Source organism: uncultured Massilia sp. (assembly GCF_913773735.1).
Lineage (GTDB): Bacteria > Pseudomonadota > Gammaproteobacteria > Burkholderiales > Burkholderiaceae_D > Telluria.
Genome location: NZ_CAJYEB010000049.1, coordinates 49645 through 66312, shown reverse-complemented (window position 1 = coordinate 66312; position 16668 = coordinate 49645). Strand labels below are relative to the sequence as shown.

Here is a 16668-nt window from a genome sequence, read left to right as displayed (position 1 = left end):
CCGTGCCCACCCTGCGTCATGCGGCAGGACGGCAGTACGGTGTTACGCCACCGACGGCACCCCGCGGACCAGCAACCCCGCCAGCTCGTCCGCATCGACCGGTTTTACCAGGTGATGATCGAACCCGGCCTGCAGCGACAGCTCGCGGTCGTGCGGCTGGCCGTAGCCGGTCAGGGCGATGTAGACGGCGTCGCGCAGGGCCGGCTCCTGGCGCAGGCGGCGCGCCAGTTCGTGGCCGTCCATGCCGGGCATGCCGATGTCGAGGATGAAGGCGTCCGGCGGCTGGCGTGATGCCGCGGCGACGGCCGTGGCCGGGTCGCCGAAGGCGGCGACGCGGTGGCCGCGCGCCTGCAGCAGGGCGGCCAGCGTGGCCGCCGCGTCCAGGTTGTCGTCGACGATCACGATGTCGAGCGCCGCGCCGGTCCGGCCGGCGCCGGCGTGCGCGTCGGCGCGCGGCGCGTCGTGGCCGACCGCGGCCAGCGGCAGCGTGACGGTGAAGCAGCTGCCTTGGCCCGGCCCCGCGCTGTGCGCCTCGATGCGGCCGTCGTGCGCGGCGACGATGGTGCGGGCCAGCGCCAGGCCCAGCCCCAGGCCGCCCTGGGCGCGGTCCGGCGTGCGCTTGCCCTGGGTGAACAGCTCGAAGATGTGGGGCAGCAGCGCCGGCTCGATGCCGCTGCCGTCGTCGCGCACGCGGATCGTCACCGCGTGCGCGCCGGTTTCCACCGCCAGCGCCAGGTGGCCGCCGGGCGCCGTGTACTTGGCCGCGTTGGCCAGCAGGTTGGCCACCACCTGGATCAGGCGCGCGCGGTCGCCCAGGACGATGGCGGGCACGGCGCCGGCGTCCAGCAGCAGCCGGTGGCGGCTGGCGTCGACGAGCGGATGCACCTGCTCGGCGGCGCTGGCGACCACGCTGCGCATGTCCACCGCGTCCTTCTCGAACTGGACCACGCCGCGTGTGACGCGCGAGACGTCCAGCAGGTCGTTGACCAGCGCCGTCATGTGGTTGACCTGGCGCCCGATCAGTTCCGCGAAATTGCGTACCTTGGCCGCGTCGTGCGGCGCGATGCGCAGCACCTGGGCGGCGGCGCTGATCGGCGCCAGCGGATTGCGCAGCTCGTGCGCCAGCATGGCCAGGAATTCGTCCTTGCGGCGGTTGGCGTCGCGCAGGGCGGCCTCGACCCGGACCCGTTCGGTGACGTCGATCTGGGCCACGACGGCGCCCGTGATGGCGCCGGCGCCGTCGCGCACGGCGGTGGCGCGCAGCAGCAGGCGGCGCCGCTGCGGCGCCGGGCCGAAGGGTTCGGCCTCGACCAGGTCGCCCTCGACCTCCTCGCCGCGCAGCGCGCGCGCCAGCGCCCAGTCCTGGGGGCCGATCGGCTGGCCTTCGCGCGGCGAATCGTCGGCCCACCAGCCGCGCGGCACGCATTCCTCGGGCGTGGCGCCGGCGAGCGGGCGGCCCCACAACTGGCGCGTCGTGGCATTGACGAGCTCGATGCCGCCGTCGGCGTTGCAGTAGGTGATGCCGACCGGGACCGCCTGCAGGAAGGCGTCCAGGCGCTGCCGCTCGGCCTCGGCGGCGCGCGCGGCGCCCAGGGCCTGCTGCTGGCTGGCCACCAGCGCCTCCTCGGCATGCTTGAGTTCCGTGACGTCGCGGGTGGTGCCGGCGACCGCCTCGACCTCGCCGTCCGGCCCGATCACCGGCACGAAGATGTAGTCGTAGTAGCGCAGCCCGAAGGTGCCCTCGAACGGCACCACGCCGCGGATGCCCTGGCGCGTCGCCTTCACCTGTTCGATCTCGCGGTCGTGCATGGCCGCGTGCCAGTCCGGATAGCCGAGTTCCAGGCAGTTCTTGCCGATCGCCTCGTCCCAGGTGCGGCCCCACATCTGCAGCAGCACCGCGTTGGCGTAGGTGAAGCGGTGGTTCAGGTCGAACACGTAGACCAGGTCGGGCGTGGCCGACAGCACGGCTTCGTACAGCCGCCGCCGGCGCTCGCTCTCGGCCTGGCGGCGCTCGGCGCGGCGCTCGCGCAGGTGGCGCTCGGCCAGCAGCGCCGCCATGTCGGCGAAATAGCCCAGGTCCGCGCTCAGGTCGGCGGTGGGCACGCGCGGCGCGTCGTGGTAGAACGCCAGCGTCCCCAGGACGTCCCCGTCGGGCCCGTGCAGCGGGAACGACCAGCAGGCGCGGATGCCGTGCGCGCGCGCCAGGTCCAGGTAGGGCGCCAGGCGCGGCTCGCGCAGCACGTCCTCGACGATCACCGTGGCGCGGGTGGCGACCGCGCGCCCGCATGCCGCTTCGCCTGCGCCGATCGGCACGACGCGCAGCGCCTGCGTGAACCCCGGCGCCAGGCCGATCGCGGCGCTCAGGTGCAGCGCGCCGTCGGCGTCGTCGACCAGGTAGAAGGCGGCCTGGGTGCCGGGGCCGGTCAGCGCGTGCGCCGCCTGCAGCATGCTGGCGAGCAGCGCGTCGAACGGGGCGCCGCGCACCGCCAGCGACAGCACGTCCTTCAGGTTATCGAGTTTCAGGCGGGTGGACATGGGGCGTGGATAAAAACAGACGTATACGAAAAAGGAATTCCAGGTATTGATTCTAACGCATGGATTTGTACTTACGATGGGTGTACGCTGGATGTTTCGCGCGGCAAACGGGACCCGGCGTGCAGGGGGCGCCGCGGCGTGCAGCCGGCCGCTTCGGGGGGCGCGTCCATTCGTGTCGCCAGTTTTCGCGTCCCCGTATTATGATTGCATTATTCACCATACATGAAAGGATTTCCATGAACAACGAGGCAGGCGACCGGATTTCCCGTCTGGAGGAACAGAAGCAGCGCGCGCTGCGCGTGCGCATCGGTGTCATGCTGGCGCTGTGCGCGCTGCCCGTTGCGCTGGCGTTCGCCAAGACCGGCGTCACGGCGCTGGCACATGTATCTTCGCTTTGAGGTGCTTGAGGTTGGCCACGATCGTGAAGGTCATGACGACCAGTAGCGACCAGGCCGGCCACTTGCCCACGTGGACGGCCGACCACGCGCCCAGCTGGTTCGGATAGCGCCACAGTCCCCAGAACGTGCCCACGTTCTCGGCCAGCCAGATGAAGAACCCGGTCAGCACGAACCCCAGCAGCAGCGGCATGCGCCGCTCGCGGTCGAGCGGCCGGAAATACACCGTGGTGCGCGCGTACAGGCCGAGCGCCACGGCCGCCAGGTACCAGCGCGCGTCGCCCAGCCAGTGGTGGGCGAAGAAATTCGCGTAGATCAGCAGCGCCACCAGGGCCGACATCCAGTGCGGCGGATGATGGCGCACGCGCAGGTCGAGCAGGCGCCAGGCCTGGATGATGTAGCTGCCGACGGCCGCGTACATGAATCCCGAGAACAGCGGCACGCCGGCCACCTTGGTCCAGGCGAAGTCGGGATACGACCATGAGCGGATCCCGCTGGAGGTCTTGAACGCCTCCAGCGCGAAGCCGAGCAGGTGGAACAGGCACACCGCCTTCAGTTCGTCGCGGCTTTCCAGGCCCGTGCGGAGCATCCAGGCCTGGATCGCCAGCGCGATGGCCAGCAGCGCGTCGTAGCGCGGCAGCCCGAGGATGCCGGCGCGCGGCACCAGCAGCACGGCGCCGAAGAACAGGCCGGCGAACAGGCAGGCGCGCGCCTCCTTCACCCCGAACATCAGGAATTCCGCCAGCCCCCGGCGCCAGCCGGCCAGCGGACGTGCGCGCGCGTCCAGCAGCAGCGCGTCGAGGGAGGAAAGGAGAGGAACGCGCATCGGCACCCCGTCGTTGTCGAATGGACGGGATGCTAGCACGGCGATGCGCCGGCGCGTCAGTGCCGCTGGCCGAACACCTCGTCGCCCAGCGCCGCCAGGCTGCCGTCGTCGCGCAGCGCGGCGGCGTCGAGCACCGTGGCCGCGACGTGGCCGGACATCACCTCGCGCGCGTAGGCCTGCACGGTGCGTAGCGCCTGCGGCGCGCCGTCGCCCAGGGCGACGAACAGCACGCGCAGGCCGGGATTGGCCATGCGCGCCGCGTTCAGGCGCGCGATCAGCCCATAGTTGCGCACCGGATCGGCGTCGCCCGGGGCCACCGGCACCAGCGCCACCTGGGCCGCCGCCAGCGCGCAGCAGCAGTCGCGCGCGGCGCAGCCGCCGGCATCGACCAGCACGTCGTCTTAGTCGCCGGCGGCGGCGTCGAGCAGCGTGGCGTCGACCAGCAGGACGCGGTGGCCGGCGCGCCGGCGCAGGCGGGCCAGGCGTTCGCCCCGCTGGGCGTGGAGCGGGGCCGGGCCGGGGCCGGCGATGGCGACGATCGTCGCGCCGGCGTGGCGGCGCCGCAAGGCGTTGGCGGGAAGCGGGTCGGCGGGCATGGCATTCCTTCTGTGGTTGGCACCCCGCCAGTCTGGATCCGCAAGCCGAAACGCCGCGTAAAGAACGACCCCTCGCGCATCTACGCGGTGTAACGATGCTAGTAGCAGCCGCCGCCGGTATCGGTCACGCAGATCGAGGCGCTGCGGCGCCGTTCGACGTAGTCGGGCGCGGCGGCGCTGGCATTGTCGGGACACGCGGCGGCCGCACCGTTGCAGGCCCAGGCATTCAGTTCGAAGATCAGCTTCGTCTGCGCCTTGGCGGTCCCCTTGGCGTCGTCGAACACCTCGCCCTCGCCATAGCTGCGAGCGGTGCAGGTCACCGTCACGCGCCAGCCCTGGCCCTGGGCGAAGTCGCCGAGCGTCGTGCTCTTGCCGTTGGCGGCCGGATTGGCAGGCGTGGCCGGGCCGTTGCCGATGTCGTTGCAGGCCTGCGCTGCTCCACCGCGCAGCTGGTAGAAAGCCCACTCCAGGCCGCCGCGCGCGGCCTGGCCCGCGCGCATGCCCAGCATGGCGCCGCTGACGGTCGCCTGCTGGGCGCCGTTCAGGCGCAGCACGGCGGCCGCAAGGCCGGCCAGCACCACCAGGAACACGACCGCCGCCACGTAGGCGAATCCACCCTGTGCGCGCTTCACGGGACGTTCTCCACATGCGCGCCCATCGTCAGCGTGGTGCGCTCGCCACCGTCGGCCAGGTCCACGGTCAGTTGCACGTAGCCGCTCTGCTGGGTCGCATTCTCGTTCTCCCGGTAGATGAAGGTGCAGGCCGCCACCTTGCTGGCGACCACCGGGGCGTTCGTCAGGTCGGGGCAGGTGGCCGCCGGCCGCCCGCGGAACGGGTAGCCGGACACGCGCAGCAGCACGCCGGTGCCGCTGCCATTGGCGACGCCGGGGTTGGCGCACACGTAGCTGACCCCGAGCTGCGCATTCGGCACGACCACGAAGCGTCCGCCGTTGTAGCCGCCGGGCAGGGTCATGGCCGACTTCAGGGACATGCGCGAGACGCCGAGCGCCGGATCCGGCGAAGCGGCCAGCGTGTCGATCTGGGCGCTGTTGGCTGTGCCGTACACGTCGGCCGCGCTCTGGTTGGCCATCACGATCCAGTCGCCGGGCGCCGTGGCGGGAAGCTGGCTGAGCACGTCGAAGGCGACGGCCGGCTTGGCCGGGTCGAAGGGGACGCTGCCGCTCCTGTCGACGTCGGGCAGGGTGCGCAGGCGGCCGCCATCCGACGTCGGCACCATTTCGACGCCGTTGCAGTCGGTCAGCAGGCGCAGCGAGTTCGGGACGGCGGCGCGGGCGTCGGCGACCAGGCGGCGCAGCGCGCCGTCGGCCTGGTCGGCCAGGTTGGCGCGGCGGCCGACCGCCAGGTAGGATGCCAGCGCGGGGCGCAGTTGCATCGACACGATGGCGCCGACGATTCCGACCAGCACGATCACGATCACCAGTTCCACGAGGGTGAAGCCGCGCGTGCGCCTCATGGTGTCTGCTCCCCCGGCAGCAGGGGCTGCGTGCGCCAGCCGGTCAGCACGAACGGCTGGGGCATGGACGCGTTGCGGACCGTAACGGTGATCATCCGGGTATCGGCCTGCGGGATGCCGTGCAGGCCGCCCTGCACGGGGGCCACGTCGACCCGCACCGAATACGCCGCGAGTCCGGGGATGGCATTGCCCTCGACGTCCAGGATGCCGGTCGAGGCATAGGCATTGTAGTCGTCCACGACGACGAAGTCGCGGCGCTGGTTCGATGCCGGCGGCCCCGTGTTGCCGGCAGGGCGGTTGAACGGCTTGAGCAGGACTTCCTCCATCATGCTGTCGGCGACGGCGGCCATCTGTTGCGCGACCGCGGGATTGGCGCTGCCGATGTCGGCACGCGAGAAGGCGGCGACGGCGCCGGCGATCGCCACGCCGACGATCACGAGGGCCACGATCAGTTCGATCAGCGTCACCCCGGCGCTGCGTTTATTCCACATGGCCGGTCCTTCCATCCACGCCGATGGCGAATTGCTGGATGCCGCCGGCCAGGATCGTCACGTTGCCGATCGCCGCGGCCTGGCCGGCGGCGTCGGTGGTGATCGTGCCGTCGGGCAGGAAGTACAGGAGCTTGCCGGGGCCGGCCAGGCCGCCGCTGGTGACGTCGGCGCGGCTGCTGCGGTAGTCGTCGTCGCCGATGCCGGCCAGCGCGGCCGTGCAGTTGCCGGGCACGCCGGCGGCGGCGGAAATGCGCAGCACCATGGCGCTGCTGGAGGCGGTGACGCAGACGACCCGGCGGCGCGCGGTGGCGTTCTTCTGCGCGATGCGCAGGCCGCTCAGCACCTGGTCGCGGTAGACCTGGGGCGCGTTGCCGTAGCCGTCGACCAGGCGCGGGACGCCGATCGCGGCCAGGATCCCGATCACCAGCATCACCGCGATCAGTTCGACCATCGTGAAACCGCGTGCGCGCATCAGCGGAACACCTCGCGCACGTGGATGATGCGCTTGCTTTCCGGCGTGAAGATGCCGAAGGTGGCGCGCGCGCGCGGGTCGTGCACGACCGGATTGATGTCCTTGCAGGCCGTGTCGAGCGTGCGCAGGAACGGCAGGGCCGCGCCGGTGCTGGCCGGATGGCTGCTCACGGCGCAGGCATTGTCCGCGCCCGTCGTGCCGAGGTTGAGCGCCACGTCGATGGCGCCGCGTCCGCCGTTGGCGGGCGGCGTCAGCCTGAGCACGGCGCCGCCCTTGTCGAGCGCGACGACGCCACTGTTATTCCCGTCCGTCGGCTTGTAGGCCAGGCCGATGGCCGTCGGCTCGAGCGTCTTTGGCGTGTCGGCCGTCGTCAGCGCGTAGGCGGTCAGTGGAACCTGGGTTAGGCTGTCGTCGAAGTTGCGGCGCCAGGTCGCACCGTCCCAGTATTCCAGCGTGAGGTTCAGCAGCAGCGGCTGGCCGGCATAGCCGTAGTTGCTCGACAGGCGCGCGCGCCCGGCGACGACCTGCAGCGGCGGCTCGTCCTCGTCCTTGGTCGACGTGGCCGAGGCGGCGACCGGATCGCCGGCCGCGGCCGGAACCTCGGTGGCACGGGCCCGGAACGTCGCGGGCGCGCCCGGTGCCGCCGCGGAGCCGGGCAGCGCGAACGCACCGGTCCAGTTCGCCACGCCGTTCGCGAACAGGCTGGCGCAGGCCAGGTTGCCGGCGCCGGCGCTGCCGCCGGCAGCGTTGCAGGTGGCGCTGCGCTGGAAGCTGCCCAACGGCGTGGCCGGCACCTGGCGGGCCATGGTCACCGCGGCCAGCGCGACGTCGCGCGCATAGGCCCCTGCATAGTTTTCGGTAACGTTGCCGTCCTTGTTGACGGCGCGTACGGCGAGCCGGATCCGCGGCTCGTTCGCATAGTATTGCGGGATGCCCGCGGCCTTCGTGCGGCGCTGCCAGCCGTCTTCCGTCACGACCTGCAGATACGCCGGGACGAACGGGCCGCTGGCGCCGCTGCAGCCGGAGGCCGCGGTGTTGGTCGTCCCGGTGGGACGCAGGCCGCTGCCCAGGTAGCCGTTCGAGCCGGCGAGCGCGGCGCCGACGTCGATGGTGCCGACTTCGTTCATCGCCAGGTCGGCGAAATCCTGGCTGCCCGCGTTGACCGTCTTGGGGCTGCCGTCGAAACCGGTGTACTTGAGTTTGCCGCCGCTCGGCTGGCACAGCGTCGGGGCCAGCAGCCTGGCGAGTTCGGGCTGGGCTTCCTTCCCGAAGTTCGCCGTCACGGCGCCGGCCGCGTTGACCGCCGTGACGGTCGCGCCGAACGGATAGCCGGCCTTGCGCGGCGCCGCCAGTCCGGTGAAGGCGACCTTCAGCGAGGCCGGCGCCGCCACCGCCAGCACGTTGCCGCTGGCCTTCGATTCGGCGTCGGTCGCGCGCGCGCTGAATTTCAGCTGGCCGGCATCGGGGTAGGACACCTTGGTAGCAGCCTTGCCGGTCGCGTCGAAGCTCAGCGCCAGCGTGCGCTCCGTCGCGCGTGCGAGGTCAGTGCGCGCGAGGCGCAGCTTCTGCGTGCCGGTGGCCGGGTTGGCGTAGTCGTACGACACCGCGATATTGCGCTGCACACCCTGGAACAGCGGCACGCAGGCTTGCTTGCTGCCGTCGTAGGTCCGGGCGATGATGTTCAGGTCGACCTCGCTGGCGTCGCCGCCGGCCGTGAAGGCATTGGTGCCGTTGACGTTCAGTTCGAGCGAGGCATCGCTGACCTGGACCGAGCAGTTCGACGCCGCGCTGCCCGTCTTGCAGGTCGTCGACAGGGCGCCGCCGCTGTCGCTGGACGTCAGGCCGAGCGTGACCGCGCCGGGCGGCAGTTGCGCGGTGGCCGTCGCGGCCCCGCCGCTGACGTCGATACGCTGCTTCGTCGGCTGCAGGTAGACCGTGGCGGCGCCGGCATAGGTGGACGTGCAGTTGGCGTCGGCGCAGGCCGTGACGGTGACCTGCGCCTTCGTGCACACGCCGGCGGTCGCGGGATGCGTGATCTGGAAATGGTGCAGCGGCTGCGCCTTGCCCTCGCAATACGGCCCGTTGCCGCTGGTCTTGATGTTGCGGACGTCATAGCCGCTGTTGTTGGTCACGCAGTCGCACTTGCCGGGCGTGGAACCGTTGCGGCAGATGATCGTGTCGGTCACGCGCGCAGCCCAGTACAGCGTCGCGTGGTTGACGGTCGCGTTGCCCGTCACCTGGGAGTTGGAGGCTTCCAGCGTCAATTCGCCGGTATCGACGTCGCCCTTGACGACGTCGGCCGAGCCCATCGTCAGCGAGGTCGTGGCCGTGACGTTGCCGTTGATGACGGCGTTGGAGGCGTACATGCGCACGACGTCCGACTTGACGTTGCCGTTCATGGTGCTGCCGGAGGCGAAGGTGAACGAGGTGGCGGCGGTGACGTTGCCGTTGATCGTCACCGGCGAATTGGTATCGACCACGGGGGACACGATATTGCCCTTGATCGTGCTGCCCGACGCCAGGAAGAACGACTCGCTGGCGTTCACGTCGCCTGTCAGGTAGACGGGAGAGTTGGTCGTGACCCTGGTGCCGGTGATGGGGCCAACGATGGTGACGTTCGAGGCGATCGCGATCGCGCCGGTCGCGACGATGGTGCCGGTGATCTTCGACGTCGAGCCGGTGCCCAGCTGCATGGTGCCCGCCGTGATGTTGGCGGCAATGGTCTGCGTCTGGGCGCCCATCGCGAACTGGCCGCCGGCGATGAAGTTGGCGTTGTTGATGGCCAGCAGGGCAGGGTTGATGCCGCCGATGTTCAGGTTGCCGCTCACCTTGAGCGTACTGTTGCCCGTCATCGACAGGCCCTGGTTGTAGCCGAAATTGACGTCGCCATTGGCCTGCACCGTGTGGCCGCCGGAGATGACGACCTTGTCGTCCCAGTTCGGCAGCGGCAGGGCGGGACAGGTATAGGTCTTGCCGGACAGGCTGCAGCCGTCGACGGTGCCGCCAGCGAACGTGTAGGTGACGCCCGCCCGTGCCGGGCCGGCGACGGCCAGCATCAGGAAGCACATCAGGCAGCACATCAGGTGGCACGGCAGGCCAGGCAGGGAGCGCAGCGGCATGGTGTTCGCGGGCGTGACGGAATGGAGATGTGCATTATAGCTTGTTGTCAGTAATTATTGCGCTAAAACAATTTCTACTTGTTGTTACTCGCGCGGGGCGGCGCGTGGCCGTCCCGTTCGATCCGCGGTTAGAATGCGCCGCAGGAGGAGACGAGAACGATGAAGCGGCAGGCAGGGGAAGATACGGCGGCGGCGCCGGAGCGGGACGGGGAAGCGGCCAGGCCGCAGGACGGCACGCGCGGCCGCAACCTGCCCGAATTGATCGTCGCCACCTTCCTGGAGCTGACGCGGTCGCGCCATCCCAACGCCATCACCTTCCGCGACATCGCGGCGGCGGCCGGCATCTCGCACATGGCGCCGTACCGCCATTTCAAGTCCCGCCAGGAGCTGCTGAATCGGATCGCCGACATCGGCTTCGGCATGCTGGCCGCGTCGCTGGACGCCGTGGCGGCGCGCCACCCCAAGGAGCCGCGGCGCCAGATCGTCGCCGCCTGCACCTGCTATTACCGCTTCGCCGCCGACCATCCGGCCTATGCCCACCTGATGTTCGGCACCGACCGCGCGCTGTGGGACAAGGCCGAGCCGCTGCCGTCGCTGGAGCGCACGCGCGCGATCCTGCTGCGCATCGTCCATGCCTGCCAGCTGTCCGGCGACGTGCCGCGGGGGATCGACGAAAAGAAGCTGCTGGGCCTGTTATGGGCCCACGTCCACGGCTTCACGCTGCTGGCGGCCAACCGGGTGCTGACCGAGCACGAGACCGGCGCGCCGGAGGCCTTCATCGAGGCCGGGGTCAGGGTGATCCTGGCGGGGCTGGGGGAGCTGGGCGCCGGCCCGTCCTGACGCGGCCCCGTCACGCGCCGCCGGACGCGCGCGGGCGTTCGGCGGCGCACGCTTTCCCGGGCCGGCGCGGCGTTGCGCTCAGGCGAGCCGGAACGCGTACTTGTCCTCGATGACCGTGATCGGCCCCACCGGCAGCTTCGCCGGTTGCGGATCGCCCAGCTTGCCGAAGCGTACGCCGGCCGCGTGCACCTTGCGCAGGAAGTCCTGGACGAAGCCGATCGTGAACAGCTCGCCCGGGCAGCGGCGGTAGCCGAAGCCGAACGGCGCGTAGCCCGGCGTGTCCGGCACCGGATAGGTGACGCCGTCCACGGTGGCATACACGGCGCCGTAGGCGCTGTTCTCGACCTGGCCGTCGCGGCCGTCGCGCAGCGGGCGCGCCGTCTTCGCGAACGGGCAGCCGCCCAGGCCCGCGCGGCGCGCGGCGTCTTCGTCGTGCTGGGACGTCAGCGGCGCATCCAGGTAGCGGTCGGGGTTGAAGGCGTCCGGATCGCGCCAGTGCAGCGGGTTGCGGTTGGACGTCGGGTGCAGGGTCAGCACGCCGTTGTAGCCCTGGCCGCTGATGCTCTGGCGCGCGTTCGACACCGAATAGCTGCCGCCGTTGGGCGAGATGACGCGAAACAGTTCCATCGCGAAGCGGTCGAGCGGCGTGAACGGCGCGCCGTCGCGGCGGTCGGGGTCGCGCATCGTGCGCGCGAACCAGTCCTTGACGGCGGCGTCGCCATCGTCGTCGGACAGCTTGGCCACGATGTTGAACAGGGTATTGCCCCACTGGCTGAAGGCGAGGAAGTTGTGGAAGCACTCGAACACGATGTCCTTGCGCCGGAAGTTCTCCTGCAGTTCGCCGTTGCGGATCCAGCTGTACACGATGGTCTTGTCGTGGCCCGGCGTGCGGCCCTGGAGGATGTCCTCGACGCGCGCGTCGACCCAGTCGCGCAGGAAGGGACGCAGCTTGCGCACGGTCATGTAGCTGCGGTAGACCAGGTCGTTGGTCGGGAACCAGAAGCCGATCACGGTGTTGAAGGCCTTGCCGATCTCGCGGATCTCGTCCGGGATGTCCTTGCCGGAGACGCCCAGGTGCAGGTCCCAGTACAGGTCGAAATAGCTGGCGTAGTAGGCCTGCATCAGCGGCTTGCCCGCGTGCGCGGGCGCGAACAGCTTGTCCATGAAGGCGGCGAACTTGGGCTGGTAGTGCGTCGGATACAGGTCGGGCGTGAACGCCGAGTAGTAGATGCGCTTGCGTTCGTTGTCGGGGCCGCGATTCTCGTAGCCCTGCAGGAACACCGACAGGCCTTCCTCTTCCATGTTCGGCGTCCAGTTTTCGTACAGCATCCCGAAGATGTGGGGCGGGATCGCCTTTTCCTTGCTCAGCTCGACATCGATCAGCGGCAGCAGCGGCTTCTCGCCGGTGATGATCGAGCCGGCCATGAAGGGTTTGACCGCGTGTTCGACGTAGTCGGGGTCGAAATAGGGCGGCAGGAAATTGATGGCATGCTCGTCGGTCCTGGGTACAAACATGGTCGTACGCTCCTCGTGAAGTGACAGGAAGGGGTGGAGGCGCCGCGCCGGGCGTCCTGGCGGACGGCGACGCGGCGGCTGTTACAAGAGTAACAGCGAGCGTTACAAGCGTAAATTGAGTGAGGGTATCGTGCGCTGCCTCGCGTCAGCACCGCATATGCATGCGGAAACATGTATTCCCCGCGTTACTGCATGAAACAATTTCGAAGCGTGCTCATGCATTGCTGGCGTTAGCATCGCTGCATGAACTTTACATTCTCGTCACCACAGCATGGGGTGTGCACCGTGAAGCTCTGGGCCACGGGGCGCTACGGCTTTTCGCTGCCCAAGCGCGTCGACATCGCGACGCCCGGCGGTTCCCTCCACACCTACCTGTATTTCAACCGCAAGGTGCAGTTGAAGGCGGAGCTGGCCAATCGCGCCATCGTGCGCATCGCCGTGGCGCGCTTCCTGGGCGGCACCGACGACGGCATCGTCGAGATCGACGCGGACATGGCCGCCTGGGACGGCGCATTGACGCCGACGCGCACGAACGCGCCGCGCGCCCCGCTGCGGGTGCGGCCGGGCAGGTCGCATGGCAGGATCAAGCCGGCGCTCGGCGTGGGCGAACTGGACTGCGAGCCGGCCTGAGTCGCGCCACGCCGGGCGCGCCTCAATCCTGGCGCGCCAGCGCCGCCACGATGCGGTCGGCCACGCGCCGCAGTTGCGCGATGTCGGCCGGCTGCGCCGCGTGCGGCGCGAGCGCCTCGCCCGCGCGCCGCGGCACCACGTGGAAGTGCACGTGCGGCACGGTCTGGCCGGCCGCGCTGCCGTTGAACTGGGCGACCATGACGCCCGGCGCGTCGAAGGCGTTCCTGACGGCGATCGCGATGCGGCGCACGGTGCGGATGCAGGCGGCGGCGCCGTCGTCGGACAGTTCCATCAGCTCGACCGCCGCCTCCTTCGGGATGACCAGCACGTGCCCCTCGGCCTGCGGCATGATGTCCATGATGGCGATGGTGTGCGCGTCCTCGTGCACGCGGATGGAGGGCAGTTCGTCGCGCAGGATCCTGGCGAAGGCGTTCTGGGTATCGTAGCTCATGGTGTCGGCGGGTCGTGGTGGATCGGGTGGAATTCAGGGTGTACTATTTCCATTTTGCCAGCGATGAAAAAAAGCTGCCGGCGTTGTCACACGGCGTGCCGCGGCACCGTCTGATGGACATGGATACCGATAATTCGCCCACCGCGGCCCCCACCGCCGACCCCACCGCCATCTTCCAGCGCCTGCGCCCGCGCCTGTTCGGCATCGCCTACCGCATGCTCGGCATCCGCGCCGACGCCGAGGACATCGTGCAGGAGGCCTGGCTGCGCTGGCACCACGGCGGCAGCGCCGATGCGCGCACGCCCGAGGCCTGGCTCGTCACCGTCGTCACGCGCCTGTCGATCGACCGCCTGCGCGGCGCCATCGCCGAGCGCGAACGCTACGTCGGGTCCTGGTTGCCCGAGCCGCTGGTGGAGGAAGCGGCCGCGTCGCCGGAGAGCGCGCTGGAAGCGGCCGGCGACCTCTCGACCGCGTTCCTGCTGATGCTGGAGCGGCTGGCGCCCGAGGAGCGCGCGGTGTTCCTGCTGCACCAGGTGTTCGAATTCGACTACGCCGAAGTGGCGGCGATGGTGGGCAAGACCGAAGCGGCCTGCCGCAAGATGCTGCAGCGCGCGCGCGAGCGGGTACGGGCCGAGCGCCCGCGCTTCGCGGTCGACCGCGAGGCGCACCTGGAACTGCTGGGGCGCTTCGTGCGCGCGTCCCGTTCGGGCGACCCGGCCCAGGTGCAGGCGCTGCTGGCGCCGGAGGCCACCTTCACCGGCGACGGCGGCGGGAAGGTCACCACCGTCGTGCGCGTGGTGCGCGGGGCCGACCGGGTGGCGCGCCTGGTCGCCGGCATCCAGCGCAAGTGGGGAAGCCAGGTGCGCTACGACATCGTCCAGGTCAACGGCGAGCCGGGCCTGCTGACCTGGCGCGACGGCGTGCCCGACATGATCACCACCTTCCTCGTCGAGGACGGCCGCATCGCCGCCCTGTACGCCGTGCGCAATCCGGACAAGCTGGGCTCGCTGCGCGCACGCGCGGCGCCGGGCTGACCGGCGTCGCCGGGCCCGCTGAAGGCGCCAGTGCGGCGCAGCGCTGCGCCAGCAGCGCGTGCAGCTGGCGCACGGCCGGCGAGAACTGGCGCCGGTGCGGGCACACCATCTGCAGGGGCGCCGGCTCGCCCGGCTGCTCCGGCAGCAGCACGCGCAGGCGCCCGGCGCGCACGTCGGCCCCCACGTCCAGCCAGGAGCGGTAGGCGATGCCTTCGCCGGCCAGCGCCCAGCGCCGCACCACGTCGGCGTCGTCGCAGGCCAGCGCGCCCTTGACGTGCACGATGCGGCGCGCGCGGCCCAGCGGGAACACCCATTTGTCGTAGACGCGGCCCTGCAACTGCCACAGCAGGCAGGCGTGGTGCTGCAGCTCGTCCAGCGAGCGCGGCGTGCCGCACCGCGCCAGGTAGTCGGGCGCGGCGACCAGCACGCGACGGTTGTGCGGCGCCAGCGGCAGCGCGACGAAGCTGGCGTCCGGCGCCTGGCCGTAGCGCAGCGCGATGTCGACCGGGTCGCGGAACACGTCGGTCACGTTGTCGGACAGCTGCAGGCGCACTTCCAGGCGCGGGTGGTGGCGGCGGAATTCGGCCAGCCAGGGCAGCAGCAGGTTGCGCCCGAAGTCCGACGGCGCCGCCAGCAGCAGGGTGCCGGACAGTTCAGCGTCGTCGCGCCGCAGCGTCTCGCGCCCGGCGTGCAGCAGCTCGATCACTTCGCGCGCGTACGGCAGGTAGCGCTCGCCCTCGTCGGTCAGGCGCAGGCTGCGCGTGGAGCGTGCGAACAGGCGCAGCTCCAGGTCGCGCTCCAGCCGCAGGATGGCGGCGCTGACCTGGCCGGGCAGCAGGTCGGCCTCGCGCGCCGCCTTCGAAAAGCTGCCGCAGGCGGCCGTGCGCACGAACAGCGCGAGATCCTCGAAGCGGACCATTTTCACTCCGCGAGTGAAAGTGCTATCCGATTACCCCGGTTTTTCCAGAGGTCGACTCTTTCTATCATTGACACATCCTCCCAGCAATAAGGCGCACGGCGACAAGCCGGCAGTCTACCGCAGGGACCATGCATTGACAGAACAACCTGTCTCAACCGACATGACATCGATGGAGTCCGCCATGAAACGACTGATGATTTCCACCCTGGTAGCGGGCGCCGCGTTCGCGCTCGCCGGCACCGGCGCGGCCGCCACCGCCACCCCCGCGCCGGCCTCGGCAACCGCGCCCGCGCCCGGGCTCGCCGCCATCGAGCGCGTGGCCGAGTTCGACGGCGCCATGCCCACCGGCGTCACCGTCAGCGAGGATGGCCGCATCTTCGTCAACTTCCCGCGCTGGGGCGACGACGTGCGCTACAGCGTCGCCGAGGTCCGCGACGGCAGGACCGTGCCGTATCCGGACGCCGCCTTCAACCGCGAGCACGCCGATCCGGCCAGGGGCCTGATCAGCGTCCAGAGCGTCGTCGCGGACGGGCGCGGCCGGCTGTGGATCCTCGACACCGCGGCGCCCGGCTTCGCGGCGCCGAAGGCCGGCGGCGCCAAGCTGGTGGCGGTCGACCTGAAGACCGACAAGGTGGTCAAGACCGTCGTGTTCCCGCCCGAGGTGATCCTGCCCACGACCTACGTGAACGACATGCGTTTCGATTTTCGCGTCGGCGCCGCGGGCGTGGCCTACGTGACCGATTCCTCGCTCACCGGGCCGGGCGCCATCATCGTGATCGATCTCGCCACCGGCAAGGCCAGCCGCCGGCTGTCGGGCCACCCGAGCACCGCGCCCGACCCGGCGTTCGCCGCGCGCGTCGACGACAAGGCGCTGGCCGGCACCGGCGCGGACGGCAAGCCGCAGCCGTTCACGGTGGCCTCGGACGGCATCGCGCTGTCGCCGGACGGCGAGACGCTGTACTTCTGCGCGCTGTCCAGCCGCGCGCTGTATGCGGTGCCGACGCGCCTGCTGCGCGACCCCGGCGCCAGCGACGCCGACGTCGCGCGGGCGGTGCGCTACCTGGGCGAGAAGGGCGCCTCGGACGGCCTCGAGGCCGATGCGGCCGGCAACGTGTACGGCGGCGACTACGAGCACGACGCCATCCGCCGGCTGGCGCCGGACGGCGGCTGGAGCACCATCGCCCAGGGGCCGGACCTGTCCTGGCCGGACACGCTGTCGGTCGGTCCCGACGGTTACCTGTACGTGATGGCGAACCAGCTGCACCGCCAGGCCGGCTTCAACGGCGGCGTCGACGCGCGCCGCAAGCCGTACCGCCTGCTGCGCGTGAAGATCGGTACGGCGCCCGCCTACGCCGGCCAGTGAACCGACCC

Annotated in this window: 17 protein-coding genes; 5 read left to right on the top strand and 12 right to left on the bottom strand. The window is 70.6% G+C overall.

Annotated elements, in window-relative coordinates:
- Positions 1 to 42: 42 nt before the first annotated feature.
- Complete coding sequence (locus QZ749_RS24335; RefSeq protein WP_296952753.1) at positions 43 to 2535, bottom strand: ATP-binding protein; 2493 nt, start codon at positions 2533 to 2535, stop codon at positions 43 to 45.
- 236 nt (positions 2536 to 2771) lie between these two features.
- Here QZ749_RS24335 and QZ749_RS24330 point away from each other — a divergent pair, with 236 nt between their 5' ends.
- A complete protein-coding gene (locus QZ749_RS24330; RefSeq protein WP_296952749.1) occupies positions 2772 to 2933 on the top strand; it encodes a hypothetical protein in 162 nt (53 codons plus the stop codon).
- Here QZ749_RS24330 and QZ749_RS24325 read toward each other — a convergent pair.
- The 8 genes from QZ749_RS24325 to QZ749_RS24290 form a co-directional block, all read right to left on the bottom strand.
- Positions 2902 to 3756 carry a DUF817 domain-containing protein gene (locus QZ749_RS24325; protein WP_296952745.1) on the bottom strand — a complete coding sequence of 285 codons (855 nt, stop codon included), beginning with the start codon at positions 3754 to 3756 and terminating at the stop codon, positions 2902 to 2904. The genes QZ749_RS24330 and QZ749_RS24325 overlap by 32 nt on opposite strands.
- A gap of 56 nt (positions 3757 to 3812) precedes the next feature.
- A complete protein-coding gene (locus QZ749_RS24320; protein WP_296952743.1) occupies positions 3813 to 4151 on the bottom strand; it encodes a hypothetical protein in 339 nt (112 codons plus the stop codon).
- A gap of 6 nt (positions 4152 to 4157) precedes the next feature.
- Positions 4158 to 4352 (bottom strand): hypothetical protein, encoded by a 195-nt coding sequence (locus QZ749_RS24315; RefSeq protein WP_296952742.1) that lies wholly within the window; start codon positions 4350 to 4352, stop codon positions 4158 to 4160.
- Between the two features lie 98 nt (positions 4353 to 4450).
- Positions 4451 to 4984: an MSHA biogenesis protein MshP gene (locus QZ749_RS24310; protein WP_296952738.1), complete on the bottom strand. Its 534-nt coding sequence runs from the start codon at positions 4982 to 4984 to the stop codon at positions 4451 to 4453.
- Positions 4981 to 5826 carry a prepilin-type N-terminal cleavage/methylation domain-containing protein gene (locus tag QZ749_RS24305; protein ID WP_296952736.1) on the bottom strand — a complete coding sequence of 282 codons (846 nt, stop codon included), beginning with the start codon at positions 5824 to 5826 and terminating at the stop codon, positions 4981 to 4983. The genes QZ749_RS24310 and QZ749_RS24305 overlap by 4 nt, the downstream gene beginning before the upstream one ends.
- Positions 5823 to 6317, bottom strand: a complete 495-nt coding sequence (locus QZ749_RS24300; protein ID WP_296952733.1) for a prepilin-type N-terminal cleavage/methylation domain-containing protein — start codon at positions 6315 to 6317, stop codon at positions 5823 to 5825. The genes QZ749_RS24305 and QZ749_RS24300 overlap by 4 nt, the downstream gene beginning before the upstream one ends.
- On the bottom strand, positions 6307 to 6789 hold the full coding sequence (locus QZ749_RS24295) for a Tfp pilus assembly protein FimT/FimU (protein WP_296952730.1): 483 nt from the start codon (positions 6787 to 6789) through the stop codon (positions 6307 to 6309). Before QZ749_RS24295 ends, QZ749_RS24300 begins: the two co-directional genes overlap by 11 nt.
- Positions 6789 to 9908, bottom strand: coding sequence for a polymer-forming cytoskeletal protein (locus tag QZ749_RS24290; protein ID WP_296952727.1), 3120 nt, complete (start codon positions 9906 to 9908; stop codon positions 6789 to 6791). The genes QZ749_RS24295 and QZ749_RS24290 overlap by 1 nt, the downstream gene beginning before the upstream one ends.
- A gap of 159 nt (positions 9909 to 10067) precedes the next feature.
- On the opposite strand from QZ749_RS24290, the gene QZ749_RS24285 reads away from it, so the two are divergent.
- Positions 10068 to 10748 carry a TetR/AcrR family transcriptional regulator gene (locus tag QZ749_RS24285; RefSeq protein WP_296952724.1) on the top strand — a complete coding sequence of 227 codons (681 nt, stop codon included), beginning with the start codon at positions 10068 to 10070 and terminating at the stop codon, positions 10746 to 10748.
- Positions 10749 to 10826: 78 nt separating this feature from the next.
- Here the strand turns inward: QZ749_RS24285 and QZ749_RS24280 are convergent, their stop codons facing one another.
- A complete protein-coding gene (locus QZ749_RS24280; RefSeq protein ID WP_296952721.1) occupies positions 10827 to 12263 on the bottom strand; it encodes a hypothetical protein in 1437 nt (478 codons plus the stop codon).
- 285 nt (positions 12264 to 12548) lie between these two features.
- Here QZ749_RS24280 and QZ749_RS24275 point away from each other — a divergent pair, with 285 nt between their 5' ends.
- On the top strand, positions 12549 to 12893 hold the full coding sequence (locus QZ749_RS24275) for a hypothetical protein (protein ID WP_296952719.1): 345 nt from the start codon (positions 12549 to 12551) through the stop codon (positions 12891 to 12893).
- 22 nt (positions 12894 to 12915) lie between these two features.
- On the opposite strand, the gene QZ749_RS24270 is transcribed toward QZ749_RS24275, so the two are convergent.
- Entirely contained in the window at positions 12916 to 13344 is a 429-nt protein-coding gene (locus QZ749_RS24270) for an HIT family protein (protein WP_296952717.1), read from the bottom strand.
- 113 nt (positions 13345 to 13457) lie between these two features.
- On the opposite strand from QZ749_RS24270, the gene sigJ reads away from it, so the two are divergent.
- Entirely contained in the window at positions 13458 to 14378 is a 921-nt protein-coding gene (sigJ, locus tag QZ749_RS24265; RefSeq protein ID WP_373896855.1) for an RNA polymerase sigma factor SigJ, read from the top strand.
- Here sigJ and QZ749_RS24260 read toward each other — a convergent pair.
- Positions 14278 to 15297: a LysR family transcriptional regulator gene (locus QZ749_RS24260; protein WP_296952710.1), complete on the bottom strand. Its 1020-nt coding sequence runs from the start codon at positions 15295 to 15297 to the stop codon at positions 14278 to 14280. The genes sigJ and QZ749_RS24260 overlap by 101 nt on opposite strands.
- 181 nt (positions 15298 to 15478) lie before the next feature.
- Between QZ749_RS24260 and QZ749_RS24255 the strand changes: the two genes are divergently transcribed.
- Positions 15479 to 16660 (top strand): L-dopachrome tautomerase-related protein, encoded by a 1182-nt coding sequence (locus QZ749_RS24255; protein WP_296952707.1) that lies wholly within the window; start codon positions 15479 to 15481, stop codon positions 16658 to 16660.
- The last annotated feature ends 8 nt before the right edge of the window (positions 16661 to 16668 follow it).